We start from the raw sequence: 24,358 nt of genomic DNA, 5'->3' as shown, positions 1-24,358 counted from the left end.
CTGCCCGGGCCGGTTTGCGTCCATCGGGGAACGCTCTAGTATCGGGGCTGTGTCGACGGACTGACACGCCCTTCACGGACGAGGGGAATGGACATTGCTGGATGCAATTCATCAGGATGATGAAAAGGAACACAGGGAATAGGGAAAAAATGTGGGCGGGTCAAACCGCCCCTTTTTTTGTCTGCAGAAAAGCAAAAAGGCCCGCAAGGGGCCTTTTCGGGAGCGCGGGGCGATCAGCGCTCGAGATCCTTGATCTTGCCTTTGACGCCATCCCACTCTTCGGCATCAGGCAGGGATTCTTTCTTCTCGGTGATGTTCGGCCAGACTTCGGCCAGCTCAACGTTCAGCTGAATGAATTCCTGCATGTCTTCCGGGACTTCATCTTCGGAGAAGATGGCCACGGCTGGGCATTCTGGCTCGCACAGGGCGCAGTCAATGCACTCATCCGGGTGAATCACCAGGAAGTTCGGGCCTTCGTAAAAGCAGTCCACCGGACAGACTTCTACGCAGTCGGTGTACTTGCACTTGATGCAGTTGTCGGTGACGACGAAGGTCATTTCTAATTTTCTCCTCAGGCGGCGGCAGCGGACCCCTTCACGTTGGGGTCGCCAGGTTCGGGAGCGATAGTCTGCAGACCAGGCTATTAGCCTGCAGCATCCCGAACCGCGCGAGATTCTAACAGCTTGAAGGCGAAGTGCGTTAGATCCGTGTCTTCAGTGTATAGAGCATTTCGAGCGCCCGACGCGGTGTCAGGTCGTCCAGATCCAGTTTCGCCAGTTCATCCAGCACCGGGTGCGGCAGGCTGGCGAACAGATCGCTCTGCTGCGGCGCGACCGGTTTGCCCTTGACGGGCTTGGGGGCTTCATGGGGCAGCGCGGTGGCTTCCAGGCGTCCCAAATGCTCACGGGCGCGCACGATCACTTCGCTCGGAACCCCGGCCAGCTGGGCCACTGCCAGGCCATAGCTCTGACTGGCAGGGCCGGGCAGCACGTGGTGCAGGAACACGATACGCTCGTTGTGCTCGGTGGCATTGAGGTGCACGTTGGCCACCAGCGGTTGGGCTTCCGGCAGCACCGTCAGCTCAAAATAGTGGGTGGCGAACAGCGTGTAGGCACGCAGTTGGGCGAGACGTTCTGCCGCAGCCCAGGCCAGGGACAGGCCGTCAAAAGTACTGGTACCGCGACCGACTTCGTCCATCAGCACCAGGCTACGATCGGTGGCGTTGTGCAGGATATTTGCGGTTTCGCTCATTTCGACCATGAAGGTCGAACGACCACCGGCCAGGTCGTCACTGGAACCGATCCGCGTGAAGATCCGATCCACCAGCGACAATTCGCAACTGGCCGCCGGTACGAAGCTGCCAATATGGGCCAGCAGCACGATCAGTGCGGTCTGGCGCATGTAGGTGGACTTACCACCCATGTTCGGGCCGGTGATCACCAGCATCCGCGTATTGTCATCAAGGCTCAGGTCGTTGGCCACGAACGGCGTGGTCAGTACCTGCTCGACCACCGGGTGACGACCCTGGCTGATGCGCATGCACGGCTCGTCAACGAAGCGCGGGCAGTTGAGGTCAAGGTTGAGCGCGCGTTCGGCGAGGTTGCTCAGCACGTCGAGCTCGGCCAGCGCCGCCGCAGTGTCTTGCAGGGGCGGCAATTGGGCGATCAGGTCTTCGAGCAGGGCTTCGTAGAGCATCTTCTCGCGGGCCAGCGCACGGCTCTTGGCCGACAGCGCCTTGTCTTCGAAGGCCTTGAGTTCCGGCGTAATGAAGCGCTCGGCGCCCTTGAGCGTCTGGCGCCGAATGTAGTCCGCCGGCGCCGACTCGGCCTGCTTGCTCGGCAGTTCGATGAAGTAGCCATGAATGCGGTTGTAGCCGACTTTCAGATGCGACAGGCCGGTGCGTGCCTTTTCCCGGGCTTCCAGGTCGATCAGGAATTGCCCTGCGTTCTCGCTCAGCGATTGCAGCTCGTCGAGTTCGCTGTCGTAACCGGTTTTCAGTACGCCGCCGTCCCGGATGACCGCCGGCGGGTTGTCGATGATGGCTTTTTCCAGCAAGGCCGCCAGTTCCGGGTAGGTGCTGGTGGTTTTTGCCAGTTGGATGATGTGCGGCGTGTCCAGTTCGGCCATCGCAACCTGCAACTCGGGCAGGGCACCCAGCGCATCGCGCAGGCGGGCGAGGTCGCGAGGACGGGCGTTGCGCAGGCCGATGCGCGCGAGAATCCGTTCGATGTCACCGATTTCCTTCAGCTGCGGTTGCAGCCTTTCGAACCGGTAGCCATCGAGCAGACAAGTGATCGAGGTCTGGCGCGCCAGCAGCACGGTCAGGTCGCGCAACGGACGGTTCAACCAGCGGGTGAGCAAGCGGCTGCCCATCGCGGTCTGGCAACGGTCGACCACCGATTGCAATGTGTTGTCTCGCCCGCCGGACAGATTGACGTCCAGTTCCAGGTTGCGACGGCTCGCACCATCGAGCACCACGGTGTCGTCCAGGCGCTCATGGCGCAGGCTGCGCAAATGGGGCAGGGCGGTGCGCTGGGTTTCCTTGGCGTAGGCCAGCAGGCAACCGGCGGCGCCGATGGCCAGGGTCAGGTTCTCGCAACCAAAGCCCTTGAGGTCCTGGGTGGAAAACTGCTGGCAAAGGCTTTTCAGTGCCGAGTCGCGCTCGAAGTCCCACGGTGCACGGCGACGAACCCCACGACGTTTTTCCGCAGGCAAATCCTTCGGCCAATCATCCGGGATCAACAGCTCCACCGGGTTGATCCGTTCCAGTTCCGCCAGCAGGTTTTCCCAACCCTTGATTTCCAGCACCGAGAAGTTGCCGCTGGTGATGTCCAGCACCGACAGGCCAAACAGGCGCTCGTCGCCCAGTACCGCCGCAATCAGGTTGTCCCGACGTTCATCGAGCAACGCTTCGTCACTGATGGTGCCCGGCGTGATGATGCGCACCACCTGTCGTTCGACCGGCCCCTTGCTGGTGGCCGGGTCGCCGACCTGCTCGCAGATCACCACCGATTCGCCCAGCTTGACCAGTTTCGCGAGGTAACCTTCCGCCGCGTGGTAAGGAATCCCACACATCGGAATCGCCTGGCCGGCCGACTGCCCGCGGGCGGTCAGGGTGATGTCCAGCAATTTGGCCGCCTTCTTCGCGTCTTCGTAGAAGATCTCGTAGAAATCGCCCATGCGATAGAACATGAGCTGGTCTGGATGCTGGTTCTTCAGGCGCCAGTATTGCTGCATCATCGGCGTGTGCGAGGACAGATCGGACAGTGCTTTATTCATCGGGTATCAGACAGATTCGTTCAAAGGTGTGGGGTAAGGGCGGGGCATCGGCCCGGCTTTTGCGCGATGGGCGCAAGGTTACCATGGGCAGTCGGCCCGACGCAGGCATGAAAGCCTCGGGAAACATATCCATCGTTATGCACTTCTTATGCAAAACAGCATTTGTCTTCGCAAAAAAGATCAAGCACTATGCGCGATATGCAAAAACGCAATGTTTCTACCGTATTAAGAGCGCTGCTCGACCAGCACGGGATCTCCCCCACGGAGCTTCACCGTCGGACCGGCGTGCCTCAATCCACACTGTCGCGAATTCTCAGCGGCAAGATCGTCGACCCTTCGGACAAGCACATCTCGAAGATCGCCGAGTACTTCGCCGTGAGCACCGACCAGCTTCGAGGGCGCGTGGATGTTGCTTCCTCCACGAGTGCCGGGCGCGATGAATTGCATTCGGAACTCAAGGACATAAGTCTGTGGGACGACGATACCCCCGTCGATGACGACGAGGTCTCGGTCCCCTTTCTTCGCGAGGTTGAATTGGCTGCGGGATCAGGAAGATTCGTCATCGAAGAAAGCGAGCGCTCAAGCCTGCGATTCGGCAAGCGCAGCCTGCGCCACAATGGCGTGCAGTTCGACCAGGCCAAGTGTGTCACCGTGCGTGGCAACAGCATGTTGCCGGTGCTGCGTGACGGCGCCACCGTGGGCGTCAACGCTGGCAAGAGCGGTATCGGCGACATCGTCGATGGCGATCTTTATGCCATCAACCACAACGGCCAATTGCGGGTAAAACAGCTGTATCGCCTGCCGACCGGCATTCGCCTGCGCAGCTTCAATCGTGATGAGCATCCGGATGAAGACTACAGCTTCCAGGAAATGCAGGAAGAGCAAATCGTCATCCTCGGTCACGTCTTCTGGTGGGGCATGTACGCCCGCTAACCCGACCCCTGTTAGATAAATCCCGCCATCTGGTGGGTTTTTTTTCGCCTGTCGGAAACCGTCAACGCCTTTGCCAGCAAGGCTTTCATGCATTCGCGCAAATCTAATGCATAAATAAATGCATTTGTGCATTGACTGTATATGCATCCATGCATATTCTTCGTCTCAAGCCGCTCGACAAAGCCGGCTCGAAACGAAGCTCTTTAGTTCCACCACAAGGCAGCGATGAACCGGCCTCAACGGTTCAGAGGGTTGGCAACTGACCCGGGTGTGCAGCGTAAAGCACCAAAAGCAGTTATCCGGCGGGCAGGGACCGCGGTCGGAAAAACAATTTGAATGGACCCGTACCGCGCCAGTCGCGCCGAAAGGTCAACCAGGAGCAAAGGAAGGCGAAGGATCGCATTACTGAAAATGCCTGGCGTTCTGCCAGGCATTTTTGGAATGCCAACCCTGCGTCAGGTTTGAACCCCGAGCGGCCCTGCGAAAGGAAGGCTCGGGCAAGCATCAAGGATCAGGACGATGTTGAAAGATTACCGATGTGGGCATTGCCAAAGACTTCTCGCCCGGATGGCCGGGCGTGCAGAGCTCCAGATCAAATGTTCCCGATGCGGGACGTTGAATCATGTGAGGGCCACGTGCCCCGAGCGATCGCCTGTGAGCGACACAACCGCTGCTTCGGCGGCAACAACCCCTCTCTCTCACTCACAGGTGAAATCATGACTATCTGGAAAAAACTCACGGCGCCATTGCTGGCCGCCACTGTACTGCTGGGCTGCGCGGCCAATGCCTTTGCAGCCAACCTGCTGGTCAACGGCAGTTTTGAACAACCAGGCTGCGGCAGCGTCGTCGGCTGCGTGCTCGACACGCCGGCAAAGGCCAACTTCATTCCCGGCTGGACGACCTTCCTGTCGGGGGTCGAGTACGTCCGCAATCCTTCGGACGGCGAGGTGGGCGTGGACCTGGCCAACTTTATCTACGGCAACGGTGGCGGCATCCAGCAGAACTTCGCCACCGTCGTTGGCGCCAAGTACCGGGTGACCTTCAGCTTGGGCAACTCGCAATACGCCAATCGGACCGGCGAGGGGGTGGTCCAACTCAAGGTTGCGGGCCAAACCGCTTCGTTCGATACCCCGAGTGCAAAGGGTGTGGGCACCACCTGGGCCACCTACACCTACGACTTCACCGCGGTGACCCCGCAGACGACCCTGGCGTTTTCCAACGAACAGAATCCGGACATCCACTTCGCTTTCCTCGACAACGTCATTGTCGAGCGTCTGTAACCCCCGTTCAGTGGTTTGCACGGACTGAGGGCAGTGCCGTTGGCTCGGCGCTGCCTGGCAGTCATTCGCTGAACGCCTCAACACTCCCGGGAGGCGTGACATGACAAACGAGCAACAAGCGTTGTTGGACTTGCCGATCTGGCTGGTCATCGTGCTCGCCTTGCTGGGTGGGGTGTCCGGCGAGATGTGGCGCGCCGACAAAGAGGGCGCTCGCGGCTGGTCGTTGCTGCGGCGCCTGGCCCTGCGCTCCGGCGCCTGCATGATCTGCGGGGTGTCGGCGTTGATGCTGCTGTATGCGGCCGGCCTGTCGATCTGGGTGGCCGGGGCGTTCGGTTGCCTCACCGCGATGGCCGGTGCCGACGTCGCCATCGGCCTCTACGAGCGCTGGGCGGCCAGGCGCATCGGCGTCTGCGAAATCCCCCCGCCGGACTCCCGTCCGGATCAGTAAACCGACACAGGAAGTCACTTATGTCCATCGACATCGACAAGCCGTCGCAGTTGCTGCTGGCCATCGCGCAAACCCTCGGGGCGGCTGCCTCGGGTTTGAAGGTCGCCAGCCGCCATGACTTCGACGCAACCTTCGACCAGGCCTGGGCCCTGATCGCCGTCGAAGGCAATACCTTCGGCAATCGCGCCAATGACGGTCGGATCGCCCATGTCCTGACGGTTTCACTGCAAGTCGTCACGGCGCCGACGCTGGACGATCCCGGTTTGGCCGCCTGCGATCTCGCCAGCGTGCTCAAGGGGTTGATCACCGATAACCGCTGGGGTTTGGCGCGCAGCCAATGCGACCTGCCCGAAAACATCAACGCCTCGCCGTCGATCTTTCTCAACGATGCACTGGAATATTCCGCCTGGACCCTGTCGTTCAACCAGACGCTGTACCTCGGTGCGCTGCTGTTGGACGACCCGCTGGGCATCCCAAAATTCGCCAGGACCTGGGAAGTCTCGAACATCGACGACCCGGACCAATACACCGAGCTGGAGGACTGAGCCATGTTTGATGCGCTTTTACGCCAGCAGCTTGGCCCGATCATCGAGCGTCTGGCCGAGATGGAGACGGAGCTGGAGGACCTTTACCGGCGCACCGACAGCCTGTGCCGAATCGGCGTTTGCCAGGAAGTCGATGCCGCCAGCAACACCTGCAAGGTCAGCCACGGTGAGTTGCTGACCCCGGCGATTCGTTTTTTCAACCCCAGCGCCGGGGCACAAAGCGAGTCGCGGATTCCCACGGTCGGCGAGCAATGCTTGCTGCTCAACCATGGCGGCGGTGCGGGTGGCGCGCAATCGGTGGCGTTGTTCGGGCTCAACGGTAACCAGTTTCCTCCCGCCTCGACCCAGGCTTCGCTGACGCGTCGGCTTTATTCGGACGGGACGGAAAGTGGCTACGACGACGCCCATCATGCCTTGCACTGGAAGAACGGCCCGGCGGCGTTCAGTGGCTCTCGTGAAGCGCTCGAGTTGAACCTCGGCCCCGCGAGCCTGCTGATCACTCCCCAGGTCATCGAGTTGCAACTGGGCGCGGTCGGCTTGCGACTCGACGCTTCCGGTGTGCACCTGAGCGGCCCGGTGGTGGATCACCAGGGCCGCGTCATCAGTACCGCATAAAGAGTCTCCCATGATCGGAATCGATAGAAACACCGGGGCGTCGGTCGACGATTGGCCGCAGTTTGTGCAGCGCGCCACCCGGGCACTGACCACGCCTTTGGGCACCCGGCAGAAGCGTCCGCTGTATGGCTCGCTGATCCCGGGCCTGCTGGGTCGCAACCTCGGCGACGACCTGTTGCTCCTCGCCCAGAGCCACGCGGCGCAGGCCTTCTACAACGAACACAACGGCATCGATGATTTCCAGCCGCAGGCGATCGTCGCCAGCCGTCGCGGCGCGGGGCTGGTGTTGCGCTTTGCAGGCACCTGGAACAACCGACAGCAAACCTTCGAGGTGGTGACATGAGCATGTTGATCCCTGGCCAGAACCAGTTGGCCGAGCCTTCGATCGTCACGGTGCAGGCGTTCGAAGACTTGCTCGCCGAGTTCAAGACGTTTGTCGTCGAGTACGTTGGCGCCCGCTCACCGCAAACGGCGGCAAAGCTCAAGATCAGCCTGGAAAACGAAAGCGAGTTGCTGACCCTGGCGCTCGAAGCCTTTTGCGTGCGGCTGCAATTGCACCAGCGCAAATACAACGCCCGCATCAAGCAGATGCTGGCCTGGTGGGCAACCGGCAGCAACCTGGATGCCCGGCTCGCCGACATGGGGCTGGAGCGGCAGTTGCTTGACCCTGGCGATCCTCAGGCCTTTCCACCGGTATTGGCGCAGTACGAGAGCGACGATGACGCCCGGTTGCGTTACTACCTGGCGCCCCATGCACCGGCCGCCGGTTCGCGCATGCAGTATCGGCGCGAGGTGTTCACCCTCGGTGAGCGTCCGGTGGTGAGGGTCGATACCCAGGCACCGGGCGAGGTGACGGTGACGTACAGCTTCGAGCCGGACGGATTTGCGGCGCAGGTCAAGGATGGCAATGGACGCCGTACGGCGCCCGGCGAGGTGATGGTCACGGTACTGGCCCGGGAGGGCGACGGCTCGGCCTCCGACGCGTTGCTCGACGGTGTTCGCCAGCACTTCGCCCGTCCGGATGTGCGGCCGGAAACGGACCGCGTCACGGTGCAGGGTGCGCACATCCACAACTACAGGATCCGCGTGGTCGCGAGGATTAATCCCGGCCCCGATTCGGGGTTGACCAAGCTCGCTGCGCAAGCGCAACTGCGGGCGTATGCGCAAAGCTGTCATCGCCTGGAGGGGCGGGTCGATCCGAGCTGGATCGATTACACGCTGCACAGTGCCGGGGCAGTTCAAGTGGAGATACTCGAACCGCTGGAGCCGATCGTGACCACGGCGTTCGAAGCCCCTTACTGCACCGCTGTCGAGGTCGAGGTGCTGCCGTTATGAGTGACGAACAAACTCGCGCGAGCCTGTTGCCTTCCAACAGCTCAGCGCTGGAAAAAGCCCTGGATATCGGCTTTTGCGTACTGCTTGAGCGCATCGCACCGCCGTTTCCCGAGCTGATGAATCCGGCGCAAACGCCTTTTGCTTTTCTGCCGTACCTGGGCGCGGATCGTGGTGTCAGCGAATGGAGTTCCGAAGCGGCTGAGGCGGAAAAACGCCTGACCGTGGAGCTGGCCTGGCCCACGGCACGGGCGGCCGGGACGCGACAGGCGCTGGAAAACGCGGCCAAGGGCCTGCGTTTAAGGCCCGAGGTACAGGCCTGGTACGAACAGACGCCGATGGGGCCGCCGTACAGTTTTTCTGTGCGTGCATTCACCGAACAACCCTACAGCGCCGAAATCGATGCTCGCCTGGACCGTCGCCTGGCGGACGCCAAGAGCGAGCGCGACGTGTTGTCGGTGTCGGTCGGCCTGAACGCCTTCGGCAACCACGTCATCGGCGCCGCCACCGTGTGCGGCGAGCTGACGACGGTTTATCCCGTCGTTATCGAAGGGCTCGAAGTGTCGGGCGAAGCCTTCATGGCTGGCGCGCTTTACACCGTCGAAACCTCCACCATTTATCCACAGGGGTCCTGAATGGCCGACTATTACACCCTGCTCACCAACGCAGGAATTGCCTACGAAACCGCCTGCAAGGCGGCGGGCGTGCCGATCAAGTTGTCGCAAATTTCCGTCGGCGACGGCGGCGGCACCGTCTACAACCCGGCAGCCACTGCCACCGCGCTCAAACGGGAAGTCTGGCGCGGCCCCATCAACGCCTTGTTCCAGGACGAGAAGAACCCCAGTTGGCTGCTCGCCGAAGTGACCATCCCGCCAGAGGACGGCGGCTGGTATGTGCGCGAAGCCGGGATCTGGACCGACAGCGGCATCCTCTACGCCATCGTCAAATACCCGGAGTCGTTCAAACCGGTGCTGGCCACATCGGGCTCGGGCAAGGAGTTCTACATCCGCTCGATTTTCGAGACCAGCAATGCCGCCAACGTTACGCTGCTGATCGACGACACCGTGGTCAAGGCGACCCGGGCGTGGGTGATGAGCTACCTCGCCGAGGAACTGGCCAAGCTCGACGGCAAGCAATCGGTGCGTGTGGCAACCACCGACAACATCGTGCTCAGCGGTGCGCAGCAAATCGACGGCGTCGCGGTGGTGTCCGGACAGCGGGTGCTGGTCAAGGCACAAACCACGGCGAAGGATAACGGTATTTATATCGTGGCCAATGGCGCGTGGTTGCGTGCGGCTGACGCCAACACCAACGCCAAAGTGACCCCCAGCCTGACGGTGGTGGTCGAGGAGGGCGCGGTCCACGGCGACTCGTTGTGGCACCTGGTGACGAACGGACCGATTGAACTGGGCACGACGGCACTGGTGTTTGAAATGCTGGCGGGGCGGACCGGGATTCAAGCGGGGACGTACAAGAGCCTGACGGTGGATAAGTATGGTCGGGCGATTGCCGGTGACAATCCGACCACCGTCGCGGGTTACGGGCTGACCGATGTCTACACCAAGGCACAGGTCGAAGCCTTTGCGCTGAGCGTAGCGGGGGACCGGGTAGGTGAAGTCACGCACTTTGCCATGGCCGCGCCGCCTGCCGGTTTTCTGAAGCGCAATGGCGCGGCGGTTTCGCGAACGACCTATGCGGCGCTGTTCGCCCGTATCGGCACGTACTACGGGGCAGGTGATGGCGCCACGACGTTCAACTTGCCGGATTCCCGTGCACACTTCGATCGGGGTCTCGATGACGGTCGTAACGTCGACCCTGGCCGGGCGCTCGGCAGTGCACAGGCGAGTCAGAACGCTGCCCACGCACACACCGCCAGTGCGGCGGTGGCGGGCGCGCATACGCACGGTATCTGGATCAACCTGGATCGGGGGCCTGGGACCGAAGGCAATGCAGTCTGGGGTGACGAACCTTGGTATGGGTCGGCGGGAACGACCACCAGTTCCAACGGTGATCACACCCACGCCATCACCATCGCCAGTTCCGGCGGCACGGAAGCCCGGCCACTCAACACGGCTTTTCTTGCCTGTATCAAATACTGATCAGCATCCTAATGGAGGTTTTGACAATGTCAGACGTACGCACGGCCGATATAGGCGAAGTGTCGTGGTGGCTCGCGGAACAAGTGACACCACCGACCATCTGCAATGTGCACCCGGTGACTGCAGAGTTCCTGGGCACTGCACCTGCCGACCCCAGCCCGCTGGAGCCCCACGTTTGGTTGATTCCTGCCCACGCTTACCGATGCGATCCGCCCGCGCCTGAGCTGGGTCACGTTGCCGTGAAGGTGGCGGGTGATGGCTGGAAGCAGGTGGCCGATCACCGCGGCCAGACCGTCTATAACACGGCTACCGCAGAAGCTTTTACCTGGGAGCAGTTGGGCGACTTGCCCGATGATTTCACCCTCGAAGCTCCGGTCACCCGGTTTGATAAATGGCAGGTCGACCAATGGATCGTCGATGAGGCCGCAACCACGCGCGCACTGAAGAACAGGGCCACACGCAAAAAGGCCCTCTTGACCCAGCTCGGCGCGAACATGATCGCCACGTTGCAGAACGCGCTCGACCTCGGCATCGCCAACGATACCGAGGTCGCCCATCTCAAGGCATGGAAAATCTACGGCGTAGAACTCAATCGTGTCGAAACCATTGAGCGGGTGCCTCAGGACAGTGAATGGCCGACCAGTCCGAACGATGCTCTGGCGACTCACTGGCTCGTTTCCCAGGGATTTGACGATCCCCCCCTGGAGAGCTTCATCGTTTCCGGATAACGCCCCGCACTGTCGGGGCGTTTTCTTTTCCCCTGCACCCCTCACACCCCTAAGCCCCCTTTCCAGGGGGCTTTTTCATTCATGGAGAAACACCCATGGCAGAACGCCAAACCTACACCGTACTGCGTCCATTCCCCACCGGGGGTGGTCATTGGTCGAGCATCGGCCAGCAACTGAGTCTGCTGGGCGTCGAGGCCAACGCGTTGCTGGGCGCCGGTCGCCTGGAGCTTGCAAAAACCGAAGCCGCCGAATCGGCTTCTCCGTCCACTGCGGCGAAAAAAGCCGCTGCCAAGAAGGCTGAATAACCATGGCTGAGATTTTGAACTTCGAACACAACGGCATTACCGTCAATGCCAGCGAATCTCCCGAGGCCATGGGTGGCCTGGGTGACAACGTCATCGGCCTGATCGGCACCGCGCCGAAGGCCGACCCGCTGATCCCGCGCAATGCGCCGTTTCGCATCAACAGCTTCACCACCCAGGCGCTGCTTGACCCGACGGGTGCCGAGGAAGGCACGCTGTATCACGCGGTGTTCCAGATCCTCAAAGTGGTCAAGGTGCCGGTCTACGTGGTCATCGTCGAAGAGGGCGCGACCCCGGCCGACACGCTGAATAATGTCATCGGCGGAATCGACCCGCTGACCGGACGCAAGCTCGGCCTCGCTGCGTTGGGTGGCGTAGCCGAAGACCTGACCATCATCGGCGCGCCGGGCTTCACCGCCAGCAAAGCCCTGGCCGGGGAATTCGCCTCGTTTGGCAAGCGCATCAAGGCCCGTGTGGTGCTCGACGGCAAGGATGTCGCGGTGGCAGACCAAGTGGCTTACAGCCAGGAGCTGGGCGGCGCGGAGCTGGGTTTCGATCGTTGCCTGCTGGTGCACAACATGCCGTCCGTGTACTCCAAGGCGGCGAAGAAAAACGTGTTCCTGTCGCCGTCGAGCCTGGCTATCGCCGCGCTGGCCAAGGTCAAGCAGTGGGAGAGCCCGGGCAACCAGGCGACCTTCGCCGAAGACGTGTCGCGCGTCGTCGAATACAACATCCTCGACACGTCCACCGAGGGCGACCTGCTCAACCGCTACGGCATCAGCTACTACGCCCGCACCATTCTCGGCGGCTTCTCGTTGCTGGGTAACCGCTCGGTCACCGGCAAGTTCATCAGCTACGTCGGCCTGGAAGACGCGATCAGCCGCAAGCTGGTCAAGGCCGGCCAGAAAGCCATGGCGAAAAACCTGACCAAGTCGTTCATGGACCAGGAGGTCAAGCGCATCAATGACTGGCTGCAAACCCTGGTCGCCGACGAAACCATCCCCGGCGGCAGCGTGTACCTGCACCCGGAACTCAACAGCGTCGAGAAGTACAAGAACGGCACCTGGTACGTGGTGATCGACTACGGCCGCTACGCGCCGAACGAACACATGATCTATCAACTCAACGCCCGTGACGAAATCATCGAGCAGTTCCTGGAGGACGTTCTCTAATGTTTACCAACCGCGTAAGACAGGCCATCGCGGCCACCCTGCAAGGCCTGCCGTTGTCGGCGACGGTGGAAAGCTTCACCCCGCCGAAGATCGAGTTCGCAATGGAAACGATGACGGGCGGGCGATTCATCGGCGAGGAAATGGTCAAGAACGGCGCGGTGCTCAGCGCCACGCTGGCCCTGCAAGGCATGGGACCGGAAGTCATGCTGGCGCTAGGGGTGAAACTCGGTGACGACATTCTGCTGAACGTGCGTGAAGCCGGTCAGGATCAGGATGGCAATACCTGGTTCACGTACCACACCGTCGGCGGCAAGCTGAAGTCCCTGGCCGAAGCCGTGATGAAGATGGGGGACAAGCCAGTCACGACCCTTGAACTCTCCTGCCGCACCTATAACCGCCTGGAAAACGGCATCCCGGTGATCGACATCGACGTACGCACCCAGAAGTTCGTGCTCAACGGCGTCGACATCCTTGGCGATGCTCGCCGGGCAGTGTTGTTGCCTTAACCCTCAGTACCCACACGGACAAAACTGTGGGAGCGGGCCTGCTCGCGATGTCGCCGTGTCAGGCGCCTTCAATGGTGGCTGATCGACCGCTATCGCGAGCAGGCTCGCTCCCACAAGGATCTTCCCACAAGGGATCTTCCTGCAAAGAATCCCCCATAAGGTCCGGTTCTTCTTCACCCAGGAATTCTCCCATGACATGGACACCTCCCCTCCACACCCTGCTATCGCCGATCACCGCCGACGACGGTACTCAGATCGAACAGATCACCCTCAAACCCCTGCTATACGCCGCACAAAAAGAAGCCCTGGCCCGCGCCGGCGATGATGAAGACGATCAGTTTTTCGAGCTGGCGCTGCTGGCCACCGGGTTGTCGGTCAAGGAGCTCGACCAGCTCAAGCGCCCGGACTACGTGAGCATCGCGCAATACGTGCACGATATGTCGACGCGGCCGACGTCGTACTTTCTCGAGCCCGTGGGCGACGCTGAGCTTGATGCAGTGACACTGCTGCAACCGCTTGCTGTTGCGGGCCGCACGCTGGCTGAGCTGAATCTGGAAATGCCGGTCCTGCGTGCAACCAAGGCGATGAAAAAACTCAAGACACCCAAGGAGCGCGCGGAATTCATCACCGCCCACTGCACCGGCCTGATGATCCCTGACCTGGCCCTGCTCACCGTGCCGGACTGGACGCAATTACAGGGGCGCATCGACGATTTTTTAAACAAACCGGCGGCCTTCTTTCAGAGCGCGACATCGAAGTAATCCTCGATGTAGTGCCGCTCATTTACCCGGTAAGTGAGGCACAGATTCTGGAGTGGGACGTCGGCAAGGCGTTGCGCCGCTACGACATCGCGATCACTCGCCTTGGCGTCAAACAGGAGTAGAGCGGGATGGCAGACAGTAAATACCCGCTGTCGGGCGCTGCGATGAACAGCATTTTGCTTTCGCAAGCCGACGGCACGAGCGGGTCGACAGGGCTGGACAGCTTCAAGGATCCGTTGTCGCAGTTGAGCCTGGACTTGACCATGGCCAGCCTGGACATCCGTTTGTTGATCACGGAGCAGGGAAAGCTGCGTGAAGCCCTGGTGTCGTTGAGTCTGGCCCTGTCGACGCAGCACTCGCTGCTCAAGGCCAGCGTGGCTTCACCTGCGCCAGGTGCGGAGCCAAAGTCGGCACTCAAGGCTGAGGTCGAACAGCGCTCGCCACCGGCCGATCTGCGTTCGGCGATGGCGATGCATACGGTCATGATCGATCTCAATCAAAAATTGCAGTTGGACCCGGATCAACTGCAAGCGATGTCTGAAGACAACCTGAAGCTGGCCGCCGATAAACAGACCGCGTCCAGCGGTGCGACCGGTGTGCAACTGGCGCAGGCGCAACTGGCAGCGGTCGATGCAGGGCTGGTCCGGGACGTCAGTCCACAGGACTTGCGCCAGGTGCTGGCGGATTTCGCGCGCGACAGTACCTTGATGGCGTCGGCCTACCGGATCGACATCAAGGAAGCTGGCGCGATCATGAGCGGTTGGCGCACCACGCTGGGCCTTGATCGCGAGAAAAGTCTCGAGCTGGGGAACGCGGCCAATCGCCTGGGCACCAGCGTCAGGTTGAATGCGGCTGTGACGGACATCGGCGCCGTCGTACAGCGCGGCGGCGAGGCCGGCCTGGCGGCGGGCATGGCGCCGCAGCACCTGGCCGCTATCGCAGCCGCCTTGCTGGATGCTTCAGTGGGCAAGGACGAGGCGGCTGCTTCGTTGAAAACCCTGGGCACGACAATGGCCAAGGGTGGCAACGTGACGGCAGGGCAGCGAACCGCCTGGGCACAACTGGATATCGAACCGGGTGCTCTGGCCGCAAGAATGCGCACGGACGCGCCAGGCGCCATCAAGGATGTGGTGGCGGGGCTCAAGAACCAATCGATCGAACAACAGGGGGCGTTGATCAAGACGCTGTTTGACGGCGATGCGGGCATCAGCCAGTTGGTCAAGACGCCGCAGGTACTGGACACTGCCTTCAGCGTAGCGTCCGGCGAAGGTTCGATGGCCCTGACGGCTCAAGGCCGGGGGAACACGTCGCAAGCGCGCTGGAACGCCCTGGATGCGAGTTTGACCCGCCTCGATACGGCCATTGCCAGCGCCATGAGACCCTTCGACGACCTGGCAATGATCAGTGTCGACCTTGTCGTGAGCGGCTTCAGTTCGGTGGTGGAAACCCTGCCGAAAGTCGCGGCAACATTGACGTTGCTCGGCGCTGCGCTTGCGACCCCGCTGCGCACGACGATCGTGAAAAAGCTGGCGTCGGTGACCTACGCCACGACCACCCAACTGTCGAAACCGGATGTGGACATCCTGGCACCTTCGGGAGGGCCGCCAAACCCTCGTCCAACCCTGCGCAACCGGCTGACGATTTCCAGGGCCAGGGCCCGCACGTTCACCGGGAGGCTGGGGGCGCCGCTGGCGCTGGCGAGCGCCGGTTATGAGGGGCTCAAGGCCTTGCAGGCAGGTGATTACAAGGGGGCTGCCGGTGCCGCCGGGTCCGGTGTTGGCGGGCTGGCGGGTGGTTATGCCGGTGCTGCAACCGGCGCCTTGATCGGCAGTTTCATACCCGTGCTGGGTACCGCCGTGGGCGGCATTATTGGTGGCTTGGTGGGCAGCTACTACGGCAGCAGCCTGGGAGAGGCTGCCGGGAAATCCGTCTACACCGCTGCGGATCGACTCAACTCGCCGGACCAGGTCAGCAAGGAGCTGACCAGCGCGGCGGCAGACAATCGCCCCGTCAACTATTCCCCGGTGATTCAGCTCAATGGCGCCGATCCGACAGACTCCGAGCGCTTGATCGAGAAAATCATGACCCATCTGCGCCAGCATTTTAACGGTGAGTTCATGCCGTTGATGATGAGTAACCCACTCGCCGTGCGCAGTGACGCGGCCTTGACCGATGGAGGTACGTGATGCGTCAGCAAATGGCGTTGGGCAGTTTTATTTTCGGCCTGTCGCGAAACTTCGTTTACAGCACGTTGGCACGCACTTCGGACGGCGGCTGGAAGACGATCGACATCCTCACCAGCAAACCCAAATCCAGCCAGATCGGCCAGGGGCAGCAGACTTTGACGATCACCGGCAGAGCGATGTACGCGACGGCGATGGACCGGCTCGATGAATTGCGGGAATTGCAGGCGTTGCGCATTCCGCTGCCCCTGGTTGATGGCATCGGTCGCAACTGGGGTTTGTGGCAGATCGCGAAGGTCACCGAAAACCAGGAGAGCGTCATTGATGACGGCACGGCCATGGTGATCGGTTGGGTGATTGAATTGACGGAGTTCGCCAATGCGTAGAGTTCGAAGTATTGCCGGTGACTCGGTAAACCTGTTGTTGTACCGCGAGCTGGAACGCTGTGACGATGCCGCCGAAGAAGCGCTGTGGCGCCTTAATCCGATGCTCGCTGAGCACCGGGCGGTATTGCCGGCGGGGGTGTGGATTGTGCTGCCGGAACCGGGCTCCAGACCCGCCATCGGTGCACCGGTATCGGCCTGGGATTAAGGAGGCGCTATGTCACTGGGTTTCACTCCCGCAGTGGAGATTTATGGGGCGAACGCCGCGTTGCTCAACGAGCGCCTGATTTCCTGGCAGCACGTCGATGCCGCCGGCATCGAGTCCGATCAACTGACCCTGAGCCTGGACCTGGAAGGGCTCGAAGGCTTGCCCAGTCTTGAGGGAAAAATCGGCCTCAGGGTCGGTTATCTGGAATCGGGCCTGATCGACAAAGGCCAGTTCGTCGTCACGCGGCGTACGCCCACGCTGTTTCCCCTGCGCCTGACGCTGGTGGCCACGGCGGCGCCCTTCAGTGCGGCGGACCAGACCGGGTTCAAGCAGCGACGCTCGGTCAGTCACGGGCCCACCACGATGGGGGCGTTGTTTCGCCAGTTGACCTCACACCACGGGTTTTCGCCTCGGGTGGCTCCGGATCTGGCGCTGATCAAAATTGAACACGTCGACCAGTCCAACGAAACCGACATGGGTTTCCTGACCCGGCTGGCGCATCTTCACGACGCCGTCGCCAAACCGTTCAACGAGCTGTATGTGCTGGCGCGCCGGGGGCAGGCGAAATCGCTGTCAGGCAAGGTGCTGCCCGACGTTCAATTGTCGGTGACTTCCAATAATCGGCCAGGTGACCATGCGTTCACGTCGGCGACACTCGATGAAACCAGTCGGGCCAAGTACCAGGGCTGCAAGACGCGTTGGTGGGATGCGGCAGCCGGCAAGATGCGAGTCGAAGAAAGCGGCCTCGCGCCGTTCAAGACCGTTCGCCAGCGTTATCACAACGCGGACGAGGCGCGGGCAGCCGGTGAAGGCGAGGTGCGCAGGATGATGCGAGAGGCATTGAAGGTGAAGATCGAATGCCCGGGTCACCCCGGGTTGGCCGCCGAAGGATTGGTTCTGCTCGACGACACCTGGCCGGACTTCATGCGCGGACGCTGGTCGATCGACAAAGTCATGGCCAGTGGCAGCCGGCAGCAAAGCTATCGCTGCAGCATCGAGGCGACCTGCCTGGATGCGCGCTCGGAGCCGGGTTTGGCGTCTATCGACGCGGTGACACGATGAACATTACGCAAACACAGCTCCAAGCGATCATGCCCGACGCCCGCGATCAAGCGGGCGTTTTTATTTCCGTGCTCAACGCCGCCATGAACCGTTACGACATCGCCAGCCCCAAGCGCATGGCGGCGTTCCTGGCGCAGGTCGGTCACGAGTCCGGGCAATTGCATTACCTGCGCGAACTGGGCAATGAGCAGTATTTGAGCCGGTATGACACGGACCCTCTGGCCATGCGGCTGGGCAACACCCCAGCAGCCGATGGCGACGGTCAAAAGTACTGTGGCCGAGGCCTGATCCAGATCACCGGTCGCCGCAACTACCTGCAATGCAGCCAAGGGTTGTTTGGCGATGAGCGTCTGCTGGCTCGGCCGGAACTGCTGGAGCAAGCGCAATGGGCTGCACAATCCGCTGCGTGGTACTGGGCGCAAAACGGACTCAATGAGCTGGCCGACCGTGACCTGTTCAACAGCATCACCCGGCGCATCAATGGTGGCCTGAACGGCCTGCAAAATCGCTTGCAACTGTGGGCGCGGGCGAGGGCGGTGCTATGCCAACCTTCGGTTTGATGCCGTTGTCGTGGCGAGTGGCAGGCATTGGGCTGGTGCTGGCGATTCTTGTTGGCGGACCGGTGGCGCTGGCCTGGCGTTACCAGGATGCGCGTTACGCCCGACAACTTGCGCAGCAGGCGGGTGTGTATGCCGAATCACTCAACCAACTGACCCAGGCCGCCGCCGCCCGACAACAGGCTGAACAGGAAAAACGCCAGGCGCTCGAGCAGCAATTGACGAGCAGCGAACACACCCACTACCGAGCATTGAGCGATGCCCAACGTGATCAGGATCGCCTGCGCGATCGTCTTGCCACTGCTGATGTGCGCCTGTCAGTCCTCCTCGAGGCCGCCGACGCTGGCGCAGGCTGCGCGATGCCCACCACCTCCGGCACCGGCCGCGTGGATCATGGCCCCCCACGCGCCCGACTTGACCCGGCGCATGCTCAACGAATTATCGCCATCACCGACGCCGGCGACCGCGCGCTGATCGCGTTGCAGGCTTGTCAGGCGTATGTCCGCGCATTGATCCGCTAACATTTGGATCGACCCTGTCACTTGCAAGCGTGAGGCGCTCGTGTACGGTAGGTCTCATTGCGCCCCATCAGGAGAAGCCCGTGAAAGTAATCACCCAACTGGCCGCCGACCTTGGCAGGCAATTGCAGATCCTCAACGCCCATGTCTCCACCGCCGAGTCCTGTACCGGTGGCGGGATCGCTGAAGCGATCACTCGCATTCCCGGCAGCTCGGCATGGTTCGAGGCCGGATACGTCACCTACTCCAACCTGCAGAAAAACCTGCAGTTGGATGTGCCGGTGGAGTTGTTCACCACTGTGGGGGCGGTCAGTCGTGAAGTGGTCGAGGCCATGGCCAGGGGCGCACAGGTAAAAAGCCGGGCGTTTTTTTCCGTGGCGGTCAGCGGTATTGCCGGGCCGGATGGCGGTTCGCCAAACAAACCGGTGGGCACCGTGTGGCTGGCCTGGGGCGTGGGCGAGCGAGTGTTCAGCGAGTTGCAACACTTCCCCGGTGATCGCGATGAAGTCCGCCGACAAACGGTGAAGGCCGCGCTAGAGGGGCTGCTACGGCATGTCTCGGCAGAAATCTCAAATCAGGGGTAGGCGAGCCTGAATCCCTGTGGAATAATACTGGCTACTTATACAGGTGTTGGCCGTCAGGCCTTATTGATTACGTGAGGACTTTAATGGACGACAACAAGAAGAAAGCCTTGGCTGCGGCCCTGGGTCAGATCGAACGTCAATTCGGCAAGGGTGCCGTAATGCGTATGGGCGATCAAGACCGTCAGGCGATCCCATCCATCTCCACTGGCTCTCTGGGTCTGGACATTGCACTCGGCATTGGCGGCCTGCCAAAAGGTCGTATCGTTGAAATCTACGGTCCTGAATCTTCCGGTAAAACCACACTGACCCTGTCTGTGATCGCCCAGGCTCAAAAAGCCGGCGCCACCTGCGCGTTCGTTGACGCCGAGCACGCCCTCGACCCTGAGTACGCCGGCAAGCTGGGCGTCAACGTCGACGACCTGCTGGTTTCCCAGCCGGACACCGGCGAGCAGGCCCTGGAAATCACCGACATGCTGGTGCGTTCCAACGCCGTTGACGTGATCATCGTCGACTCCGTGGCAGCATTGGTGCCAAAGGCTGAAATCGAAGGCGAAATGGGTGACATGCACGTGGGCCTGCAAGCCCGTCTGATGTCCCAGGCGCTGCGTAAAATCACCGGTAACATCAAGAACGCCAATTGCCTGGTGATTTTCATCAACCAGATCCGTATGAAAATCGGCGTGATGTTCGGCAGCCCGGAAACCACCACCGGTGGTAACGCGCTGAAGTTCTATGCATCGGTTCGTCTGGACATCCGTCGTACTGGCGCGGTGAAAGAAGGTGATGAAGTCGTCGGTAGCGAAACCCGCGTCAAGGTTGTGAAGAACAAGGTCGCTTCGCCGTTCCGCCAGGCTGAGTTCCAGATTCTTTACGGCAAGGGCATCTACCTCAACGGTGAGATGATCGACCTGGGTGTGCTGCACGGTTTCGTCGAGAAATCCGGTGCCTGGTATGCCTACAACGGCACCAAGATCGGCCAAGGTAAAGCCAACTCGGCCAAGTTCCTGGCGGATAACCCGGAAATTGCGGCGACCCTCGAGAAGCAACTGCGCGACAAACTGTTGTCTACCTCCGTGGTAGCGGATGCCAAGGCATCTGCGGTCAAAGAGACCGAAGACGATCTGGCCGACGCTGATATCTGATTGATCCGATGACCGCCGTACTCGATACACTCGTCGCGGTGCGGCGAACCGCAATGGACCTGCTCGCGCGACGCGAGCACGGTCGGGTTGAGCTGACGCGTAAACTGCGTCAGCGCGGCGCCCTCCCTGAAATGATCGAAACAGCGCTCGACCGGCTAACGGAAGAGGGCCTGTTGTCCGAATCCCGTTACCTCGAAAGCTTTGTCTCCTACCGTGCCCGATCCGGTTACGGCCCCTTGCGGATTCGCGAGGAGCTGAGTCAGCGTGGCCTGCAACGTAACGATATCGAACAGGCATTGCGCGAGAGCGGTATCGACTGGCAGGAACAACTTCAAGATACCTGGCGACGCAAATTTTCCGGGCATTTGCCGATAGACGTGAAGGAGCGTGCCAAACAAGGCCGCTTCCTGAGTTATCGGGGGTTTTCCATGGACATGATCAGCCGCTTGTTCAGCGGTCGAGGGATGGACGATTGAATGAAACGGCTCGCTAGTGATAGCGGGCCGTTTTTTTTGCCTCACGTCACCTTCAAGGGTTCGCGGGTGCGCTGTGGAGCCAGGGGTGTGGACTGGGCCCAGTTTTCCGAGAGGTTGATGTAGTCCACCAGCTCCCGTAGTCGACCATGATTGCGCGCATTGAAGGTGAACGTCAGGCGCGCCAGGTGGCTGAACTGCGCGTCGTCCTGTTCTTCACCGCTGTAGGCGTGCTGGTGGAAGTGATCGCTCAGGCACAAGTCGGCGAAGGCGTGTTGCATGTGCTCCATCGCTTCGTCGCTGAGGGCGTGGTTCATGCGGATCACGAACTGATGCTTGAGCCAGCGGGTGGAGTGGAAGTTGCTGTAGAACTGGTTGATATGCTCTACCGCCTCTTCGACGGTGTAGACCAGGCTCACCAGCTTCAGGTCGGTGGGCAGGATGTAGCGATTTTCCTCCAGTTGATGACGGATAAAGTCCAGCGCGCCGTTCCAGAACTGGCCGCCTGGCGCATCCAGCAGCACCACCGGAACCAGCGGGCTTTTACCGGTCTGGATCAGCGTCAGCACTTCCAGCGCTTCATCCAGGGTACCGAAACCGCCAGGGCACAGGACCAGCGCATCGGCTTCCTTGACGAAGAAGAGCTTGCGGGTAAAGAAAAAGTGGAAGGGCAGCAGGTTGGTGGTGCCATTCACGGTAGGGTTGGCATGTTGCTCGAAGGGCAGGGTGATGTTGAATCCAAGGCTGTGTTCCAGCCCCGCGCCTTCGTGCGCTGCTGCCATGATGCCGCCGCCTGCGCCGGTAATCACCATCAGGTCAGAGCGGGCCAGTGCGGCGCCGAGTTCCCGGGCCATGGCGTATAGCGGGTGTTCCACCGGAGTACGGGCCGAGCCGAAAACCGTGACTTTACGCCGCCCCCGGTACTGTTCGAGTACACGGAACGCCTGCTCGAGTTCACGCAGGGCCTGCAGAGTGATTTTGGCGTTCCAGCGGTTGTGGTCTTCCTGGGCCATGCGCAGCACAGTCAGGATCATGTCGCGGTAGATCGGGAGGTTCGGGCTGTTGGGTGAAACCAGGCTGAGTTGTTCTTCGACCTTGCTGACGAGGTCGTGGCCGCTTTCTGCGAAATGACGGTTCAGGAGGTCATTCGGTTGGTAAGGCATCAATGTCTCCTTCCATTCAGGCAGTGTTCCTTGGGTAAAGGCGCATCGCAAGGCGTCAATCGGGCAGCCCCCCTCGCCGCCCTTGATATGAATGTGGATAGAGTGAATCTAGACCCTCGCGATGGATTGCGCTGCTTGATCATTGCGCCGCAAAGTCTTTCCTGGCAACCGCTTATTGAATAATTGCAAGGTGCTATCACCGCTCGTCCGAACGTGCGCCGAGTGTTGAAGGGTCTGATTTACTAAATTACAGGTGTGACACGACAACTTTGCGTCAAAGGCAGGGCGCGCGATACGAGCGGGTGAGGATTTCAAAGTGCATGGAGGCGGTAGACCATGACCAGAATCATTCTGGAGATCGATACGCAACTGTATCGATTATTGGAGTCGTCGGCCGAGACCCATCATTTGAGTCTCGAGGAGGAGTGTTACCGACGTCTGGAGGGCGGGGAACGACGGTCTCAGTATTTGCAGGCCCTGGTCGCAGAATTGCGCGCCGAGGACGAGCAGCGGCGCGCCAATTCTCGATGAATCACTTTTTCTTCGCAGGCGCGGCTTTCGGGCAATCCGATTCCTGGAAGCTGGCCGAGCCGACCGGACGGTTGGTTTTCACCTCGGTGAAGTCGTAACGCATGACTGCGCCCTTGGCCATCAGCTTGCGGAACCCCGGGTTGTTGCAAACCGAGGAGCCAAGCTGGAAATACACAGTCTTGGGGTCGGACCGCATCTTCTGGGCGTGGCTGCTCTGCACGCTCAAATGGTTGATCAGCACGTTGCCTTCGGCGGTATAACCCTGATCGAGAATGTCTTCGTTGATCGCCCGAGGCGTGCCGACGCTGCTTTGTGCGGCGACGTTGCGCAGCTCTCGGTTGAGATTCTGCTCACTCAAGGACGCAGCCTGAGCGTTGAAGGACGCCGCCAGCACAATGGCTGCGGTGGGAACGATAAGGCGCAACATGAAACTCTCCTGTTCAGTGACTGGTGCTTCGACCCGTCACGTGACTGTGCGTTCAGTGGCCGCGAATTATAGGGGAGGTGGTTGTTCCCGGTACAGGCTTGCGCGGGCGGCTCTGATAAACTGCCAGCCTTTCCTGCCCCGAGTACCGTTCGTGACGATTTTCCCTGTTTGCCGGTCTTGCCCACGATGAATCACGCCCCCAACGCCGTAGCCCGCTTGCGCGACCAGCGCGAGGAGGAGGGCATCAAGCCACTTCAGGCCCGTGGCTGGCGTGCGCCACGTTGCCATGACTGCCGGGTGATCGTGAGTCATTGTCTGTGCGCCTGGCGACCGCAGGTCCAGACCCGTTCCGGCGTGTGCCTGATCATGACCAACAAGGAAGTGTTCAAACCGAGCAACACCGGGTGGCTGATCGCAGACGTGGTGCGCGACAACCATGCATTTATCTGGTCACGCACCGAGCCCGACCCGCAACTGCTGGCATTGCTCGCAGATCCGCAATGGCAACCGTATCTGGTGTTCCCGGGGGAGTATGTCGAGCCGCAACGGGTGACCAACACGGTCGAAGTCGATAGCACCCGGCGGCCGTTGTTCATCCTGCTGGACGCGACCTGGACCGAGGCACGGAAGATATTCCGCAAGAGCCCGTATTTCGACGCGCTGCCGATTCTCAGCCTGCTCCCTGAAAAGATGTCGCGTTATCGCCTGCGCCGCTCCACCCGCAGCGAGCATCTGTGCACGGCCGAAGTGGCGGCCTTGTGCCTGGAACTGGCAGGCGATGTCGATGCCGCATCGGCGCTGAGCGCCTATTTCGACGTGTTCAGCCAACATTACCTGGATGCCAAGCACCAGTTGGAAATGAATGTCGGCACACCGGCCCATGCGGAGCTGATGCCCTTCGTGCCGAACAGCGCCGCTGCCACTGGTTGATTGTCGCCCATACTGCAAAGAACTGTAGCGCCCAGGCACCTTGACCACCCCGGTTTCGCTGGGCATGCTTGGCGCCGATCAGGATGCGGCACGCCGCATTTTTACGTGAACGGTCACGTATTCGGCGCCGAACGCGCCCTGTGGGTGCAGCTCCGTGGTTGTGCCTTAGTTGTTAGAAGAACAGGATCATTTGAAAA

At 61.0% G+C, this 24,358-nt stretch carries 29 protein-coding genes and 1 pseudogene; 26 read left to right on the top strand and 4 right to left on the bottom strand.

Annotated elements, in window-relative coordinates:
* Nucleotides 1–233 precede the first annotated feature (233 nt).
* Together fdxA and mutS are read right to left on the bottom strand one after the other, a co-directional pair.
* A complete protein-coding gene (fdxA, locus tag AB4N64_RS19315) occupies nt 234–557 on the bottom strand; it encodes a ferredoxin FdxA (protein ID WP_123465120.1) in 324 nt (107 codons plus the stop codon).
* Between the two features lie 142 nt (nt 558–699).
* A complete protein-coding gene (mutS, locus tag AB4N64_RS19310) occupies nt 700–3,267 on the bottom strand; it encodes a DNA mismatch repair protein MutS (RefSeq protein WP_460126808.1) in 2,568 nt (855 codons plus the stop codon).
* Between the two features lie 210 nt (nt 3,268–3,477).
* Here mutS and AB4N64_RS19305 point away from each other — a divergent pair, with 210 nt between their 5' ends.
* From AB4N64_RS19305 to recX, 24 genes and pseudogenes are all read left to right on the top strand, one after another.
* Nucleotides 3,478–4,212 (top strand): LexA family transcriptional regulator, encoded by a 735-nt coding sequence (locus AB4N64_RS19305; protein WP_460126806.1) that lies wholly within the window; start codon nt 3,478–3,480, stop codon nt 4,210–4,212.
* A 519-nt stretch (nt 4,213–4,731) separates the two neighbouring features.
* Nucleotides 4,732–4,932: a Com family DNA-binding transcriptional regulator gene (locus tag AB4N64_RS19300; RefSeq protein ID WP_460117517.1), complete on the top strand. Its 201-nt coding sequence runs from the start codon at nt 4,732–4,734 to the stop codon at nt 4,930–4,932.
* On the top strand, nt 4,929–5,492 hold the full coding sequence (locus tag AB4N64_RS19295) for a DUF642 domain-containing protein (RefSeq protein WP_460117515.1): 564 nt from the start codon (nt 4,929–4,931) through the stop codon (nt 5,490–5,492). The genes AB4N64_RS19300 and AB4N64_RS19295 overlap by 4 nt, the downstream gene beginning before the upstream one ends.
* A 100-nt stretch (nt 5,493–5,592) precedes the next feature.
* Nucleotides 5,593–5,940: a phage holin family protein gene (locus AB4N64_RS19290; RefSeq protein ID WP_368557338.1), complete on the top strand. Its 348-nt coding sequence runs from the start codon at nt 5,593–5,595 to the stop codon at nt 5,938–5,940.
* 20 nt (nt 5,941–5,960) lie between these two features.
* Nucleotides 5,961–6,485 carry a hypothetical protein gene (locus AB4N64_RS19285; protein ID WP_460117513.1) on the top strand — a complete coding sequence of 175 codons (525 nt, stop codon included), beginning with the start codon at nt 5,961–5,963 and terminating at the stop codon, nt 6,483–6,485.
* 3 nt (nt 6,486–6,488) lie between these two features.
* Nucleotides 6,489–7,100, top strand: a complete 612-nt coding sequence (locus AB4N64_RS19280) for a phage baseplate assembly protein V (protein WP_460117512.1) — start codon at nt 6,489–6,491, stop codon at nt 7,098–7,100.
* 10 nt (nt 7,101–7,110) lie between these two features.
* Nucleotides 7,111–7,443, top strand: coding sequence for a phage baseplate protein (locus AB4N64_RS19275; protein ID WP_460117510.1), 333 nt, complete (start codon nt 7,111–7,113; stop codon nt 7,441–7,443).
* A complete protein-coding gene (locus AB4N64_RS19270; protein ID WP_460117508.1) occupies nt 7,440–8,435 on the top strand; it encodes a baseplate J/gp47 family protein in 996 nt (331 codons plus the stop codon). The genes AB4N64_RS19275 and AB4N64_RS19270 overlap by 4 nt, the downstream gene beginning before the upstream one ends.
* Nucleotides 8,432–9,067, top strand: coding sequence for a phage tail protein I (locus tag AB4N64_RS19265; protein ID WP_460117506.1), 636 nt, complete (start codon nt 8,432–8,434; stop codon nt 9,065–9,067). The genes AB4N64_RS19270 and AB4N64_RS19265 overlap by 4 nt, the downstream gene beginning before the upstream one ends.
* Nucleotides 9,068–10,273: pseudogene (locus AB4N64_RS19260) on the top strand (phage tail-collar fiber domain-containing protein); the annotation flags it as partial. It abuts the gene before it with no gap.
* Nucleotides 10,274–10,557: 284 nt separating this feature from the next.
* On the top strand, nt 10,558–11,259 hold the full coding sequence (locus AB4N64_RS19255) for a tail fiber assembly protein (protein WP_460117504.1): 702 nt from the start codon (nt 10,558–10,560) through the stop codon (nt 11,257–11,259).
* Nucleotides 11,260–11,354: 95 nt separating this feature from the next.
* Nucleotides 11,355–11,564 (top strand): hypothetical protein, encoded by a 210-nt coding sequence (locus AB4N64_RS19250; protein ID WP_460117503.1) that lies wholly within the window; start codon nt 11,355–11,357, stop codon nt 11,562–11,564.
* Nucleotides 11,565–11,566: 2 nt separating this feature from the next.
* Nucleotides 11,567–12,733 carry a phage tail sheath protein gene (locus AB4N64_RS19245; protein WP_460117501.1) on the top strand — a complete coding sequence of 389 codons (1,167 nt, stop codon included), beginning with the start codon at nt 11,567–11,569 and terminating at the stop codon, nt 12,731–12,733.
* On the top strand, nt 12,733–13,239 hold the full coding sequence (locus AB4N64_RS19240) for a phage major tail tube protein (RefSeq protein ID WP_460117499.1): 507 nt from the start codon (nt 12,733–12,735) through the stop codon (nt 13,237–13,239). Before AB4N64_RS19245 ends, AB4N64_RS19240 begins: the two co-directional genes overlap by 1 nt.
* A 191-nt stretch (nt 13,240–13,430) precedes the next feature.
* On the top strand, nt 13,431–14,000 hold the full coding sequence (locus tag AB4N64_RS19235; RefSeq protein WP_460117497.1) for a phage tail assembly protein: 570 nt from the start codon (nt 13,431–13,433) through the stop codon (nt 13,998–14,000).
* Nucleotides 14,001–14,128: 128 nt separating this feature from the next.
* Nucleotides 14,129–16,186 (top strand): phage tail tape measure protein, encoded by a 2,058-nt coding sequence (locus AB4N64_RS19230; protein ID WP_460117496.1) that lies wholly within the window; start codon nt 14,129–14,131, stop codon nt 16,184–16,186.
* Complete coding sequence (locus tag AB4N64_RS19225) at nt 16,186–16,569, top strand: phage tail protein (RefSeq protein WP_460117494.1); 384 nt, start codon at nt 16,186–16,188, stop codon at nt 16,567–16,569. Before AB4N64_RS19230 ends, AB4N64_RS19225 begins: the two co-directional genes overlap by 1 nt.
* A complete protein-coding gene (locus AB4N64_RS19220) occupies nt 16,562–16,774 on the top strand; it encodes a tail protein X (protein ID WP_460117492.1) in 213 nt (70 codons plus the stop codon). Before AB4N64_RS19225 ends, AB4N64_RS19220 begins: the two co-directional genes overlap by 8 nt.
* 9 nt (nt 16,775–16,783) lie before the next feature.
* Nucleotides 16,784–17,836, top strand: a complete 1,053-nt coding sequence (locus AB4N64_RS19215; RefSeq protein ID WP_460117490.1) for a phage late control D family protein — start codon at nt 16,784–16,786, stop codon at nt 17,834–17,836.
* Entirely contained in the window at nt 17,833–18,396 is a 564-nt protein-coding gene (locus AB4N64_RS19210) for a glycoside hydrolase family 19 protein (RefSeq protein ID WP_460117488.1), read from the top strand. Before AB4N64_RS19215 ends, AB4N64_RS19210 begins: the two co-directional genes overlap by 4 nt.
* The gene (locus tag AB4N64_RS19205; protein WP_460117486.1) at nt 18,378–18,914 is read left to right on the top strand and encodes a lysis protein; all 537 of its coding nucleotides are present in this window, start codon (nt 18,378–18,380) and stop codon (nt 18,912–18,914) included. The genes AB4N64_RS19210 and AB4N64_RS19205 overlap by 19 nt, the downstream gene beginning before the upstream one ends.
* 80 nt (nt 18,915–18,994) lie before the next feature.
* Entirely contained in the window at nt 18,995–19,495 is a 501-nt protein-coding gene (locus tag AB4N64_RS19200; RefSeq protein WP_460117484.1) for a CinA family protein, read from the top strand.
* Nucleotides 19,496–19,578: 83 nt separating this feature from the next.
* Nucleotides 19,579–20,637, top strand: coding sequence for a recombinase RecA (gene recA / locus AB4N64_RS19195; RefSeq protein WP_460117482.1), 1,059 nt, complete (start codon nt 19,579–19,581; stop codon nt 20,635–20,637).
* An 8-nt stretch (nt 20,638–20,645) separates the two neighbouring features.
* Nucleotides 20,646–21,113 (top strand): recombination regulator RecX, encoded by a 468-nt coding sequence (recX, locus tag AB4N64_RS19190; protein WP_460117480.1) that lies wholly within the window; start codon nt 20,646–20,648, stop codon nt 21,111–21,113.
* A 41-nt stretch (nt 21,114–21,154) separates the two neighbouring features.
* Here recX and AB4N64_RS19185 read toward each other — a convergent pair whose 3' ends face one another.
* Complete coding sequence (locus AB4N64_RS19185; protein WP_460117479.1) at nt 21,155–22,273, bottom strand: LOG family protein; 1,119 nt, start codon at nt 22,271–22,273, stop codon at nt 21,155–21,157.
* Between the two features lie 336 nt (nt 22,274–22,609).
* Here AB4N64_RS19185 and AB4N64_RS19180 point away from each other — a divergent pair, with 336 nt between their 5' ends.
* The gene (locus AB4N64_RS19180) at nt 22,610–22,804 is read left to right on the top strand and encodes a hypothetical protein (protein WP_460117477.1); all 195 of its coding nucleotides are present in this window, start codon (nt 22,610–22,612) and stop codon (nt 22,802–22,804) included.
* 1 nt (nt 22,805) lies between these two features.
* Here the strand turns inward: AB4N64_RS19180 and AB4N64_RS19175 are convergent, their stop codons facing one another.
* Nucleotides 22,806–23,231 carry a PA3611 family quorum-sensing-regulated virulence factor gene (locus AB4N64_RS19175; RefSeq protein ID WP_460117475.1) on the bottom strand — a complete coding sequence of 142 codons (426 nt, stop codon included), beginning with the start codon at nt 23,229–23,231 and terminating at the stop codon, nt 22,806–22,808.
* A 186-nt stretch (nt 23,232–23,417) separates the two neighbouring features.
* Here AB4N64_RS19175 and AB4N64_RS19170 point away from each other — a divergent pair, with 186 nt between their 5' ends.
* On the top strand, nt 23,418–24,161 hold the full coding sequence (locus AB4N64_RS19170; RefSeq protein ID WP_460117473.1) for a tRNA-uridine aminocarboxypropyltransferase: 744 nt from the start codon (nt 23,418–23,420) through the stop codon (nt 24,159–24,161).
* Nucleotides 24,162–24,358: the final 197 nt, after the last annotated feature.

This window comes from Pseudomonas sp. S2_C03 (genome assembly GCF_054668405.1).
The sequence above is the reverse complement of the archived record's forward strand: the minus strand, read 5'-3'. Positions and strand labels throughout refer to the sequence as shown.

Excerpts from the sequence above, each read along its gene's own strand:
- recA (WP_460117482.1), top strand. The coding sequence starts at position 19,579 with ATGGACGACAACAAGAAGAAAGCCTTGGCTGCGGCCCTGGGTCAGATC.
- AB4N64_RS19240 (WP_460117499.1), top strand. The coding sequence starts at position 12,733 with ATGTTTACCAACCGCGTAAGACAGGCCATCGCGGCCACCCTGCAAGGC.
- AB4N64_RS19305 (WP_460126806.1), top strand. The coding sequence starts at position 3,478 with ATGCAAAAACGCAATGTTTCTACCGTATTAAGAGCGCTGCTCGACCAG.
- AB4N64_RS19265 (WP_460117506.1), top strand. The coding sequence starts at position 8,432 with ATGAGTGACGAACAAACTCGCGCGAGCCTGTTGCCTTCCAACAGCTCA.
- fdxA (WP_123465120.1), bottom strand. The coding sequence starts at position 557 with ATGACCTTCGTCGTCACCGACAACTGCATCAAGTGCAAGTACACCGAC.
- AB4N64_RS19245 (WP_460117501.1), top strand. The coding sequence starts at position 11,567 with ATGGCTGAGATTTTGAACTTCGAACACAACGGCATTACCGTCAATGCC.
- AB4N64_RS19180 (WP_460117477.1), top strand. The coding sequence starts at position 22,610 with ATGACCAGAATCATTCTGGAGATCGATACGCAACTGTATCGATTATTG.
- AB4N64_RS19255 (WP_460117504.1), top strand. The coding sequence starts at position 10,558 with ATGTCAGACGTACGCACGGCCGATATAGGCGAAGTGTCGTGGTGGCTC.
- recX (WP_460117480.1), top strand. The coding sequence starts at position 20,646 with ATGACCGCCGTACTCGATACACTCGTCGCGGTGCGGCGAACCGCAATG.
- AB4N64_RS19185 (WP_460117479.1), bottom strand. The coding sequence starts at position 22,273 with ATGCCTTACCAACCGAATGACCTCCTGAACCGTCATTTCGCAGAAAGC.
- AB4N64_RS19250 (WP_460117503.1), top strand. The coding sequence starts at position 11,355 with ATGGCAGAACGCCAAACCTACACCGTACTGCGTCCATTCCCCACCGGG.
- AB4N64_RS19300 (WP_460117517.1), top strand. The coding sequence starts at position 4,732 with ATGTTGAAAGATTACCGATGTGGGCATTGCCAAAGACTTCTCGCCCGG.
- AB4N64_RS19285 (WP_460117513.1), top strand. The coding sequence starts at position 5,961 with ATGTCCATCGACATCGACAAGCCGTCGCAGTTGCTGCTGGCCATCGCG.
- AB4N64_RS19270 (WP_460117508.1), top strand. The coding sequence starts at position 7,440 with ATGAGCATGTTGATCCCTGGCCAGAACCAGTTGGCCGAGCCTTCGATC.
- AB4N64_RS19225 (WP_460117494.1), top strand. The coding sequence starts at position 16,186 with ATGCGTCAGCAAATGGCGTTGGGCAGTTTTATTTTCGGCCTGTCGCGA.
- AB4N64_RS19230 (WP_460117496.1), top strand. The coding sequence starts at position 14,129 with ATGGCAGACAGTAAATACCCGCTGTCGGGCGCTGCGATGAACAGCATT.
- AB4N64_RS19290 (WP_368557338.1), top strand. The coding sequence starts at position 5,593 with ATGACAAACGAGCAACAAGCGTTGTTGGACTTGCCGATCTGGCTGGTC.
- AB4N64_RS19220 (WP_460117492.1), top strand. The coding sequence starts at position 16,562 with ATGCGTAGAGTTCGAAGTATTGCCGGTGACTCGGTAAACCTGTTGTTG.
- AB4N64_RS19215 (WP_460117490.1), top strand. The coding sequence starts at position 16,784 with ATGTCACTGGGTTTCACTCCCGCAGTGGAGATTTATGGGGCGAACGCC.
- AB4N64_RS19205 (WP_460117486.1), top strand. The coding sequence starts at position 18,378 with ATGCCAACCTTCGGTTTGATGCCGTTGTCGTGGCGAGTGGCAGGCATT.
- AB4N64_RS19295 (WP_460117515.1), top strand. The coding sequence starts at position 4,929 with ATGACTATCTGGAAAAAACTCACGGCGCCATTGCTGGCCGCCACTGTA.
- AB4N64_RS19175 (WP_460117475.1), bottom strand. The coding sequence starts at position 23,231 with ATGTTGCGCCTTATCGTTCCCACCGCAGCCATTGTGCTGGCGGCGTCC.
- AB4N64_RS19280 (WP_460117512.1), top strand. The coding sequence starts at position 6,489 with ATGTTTGATGCGCTTTTACGCCAGCAGCTTGGCCCGATCATCGAGCGT.
- AB4N64_RS19170 (WP_460117473.1), top strand. The coding sequence starts at position 23,418 with ATGAATCACGCCCCCAACGCCGTAGCCCGCTTGCGCGACCAGCGCGAG.
- AB4N64_RS19235 (WP_460117497.1), top strand. The coding sequence starts at position 13,431 with ATGACATGGACACCTCCCCTCCACACCCTGCTATCGCCGATCACCGCC.
- AB4N64_RS19210 (WP_460117488.1), top strand. The coding sequence starts at position 17,833 with ATGAACATTACGCAAACACAGCTCCAAGCGATCATGCCCGACGCCCGC.
- AB4N64_RS19275 (WP_460117510.1), top strand. The coding sequence starts at position 7,111 with ATGATCGGAATCGATAGAAACACCGGGGCGTCGGTCGACGATTGGCCG.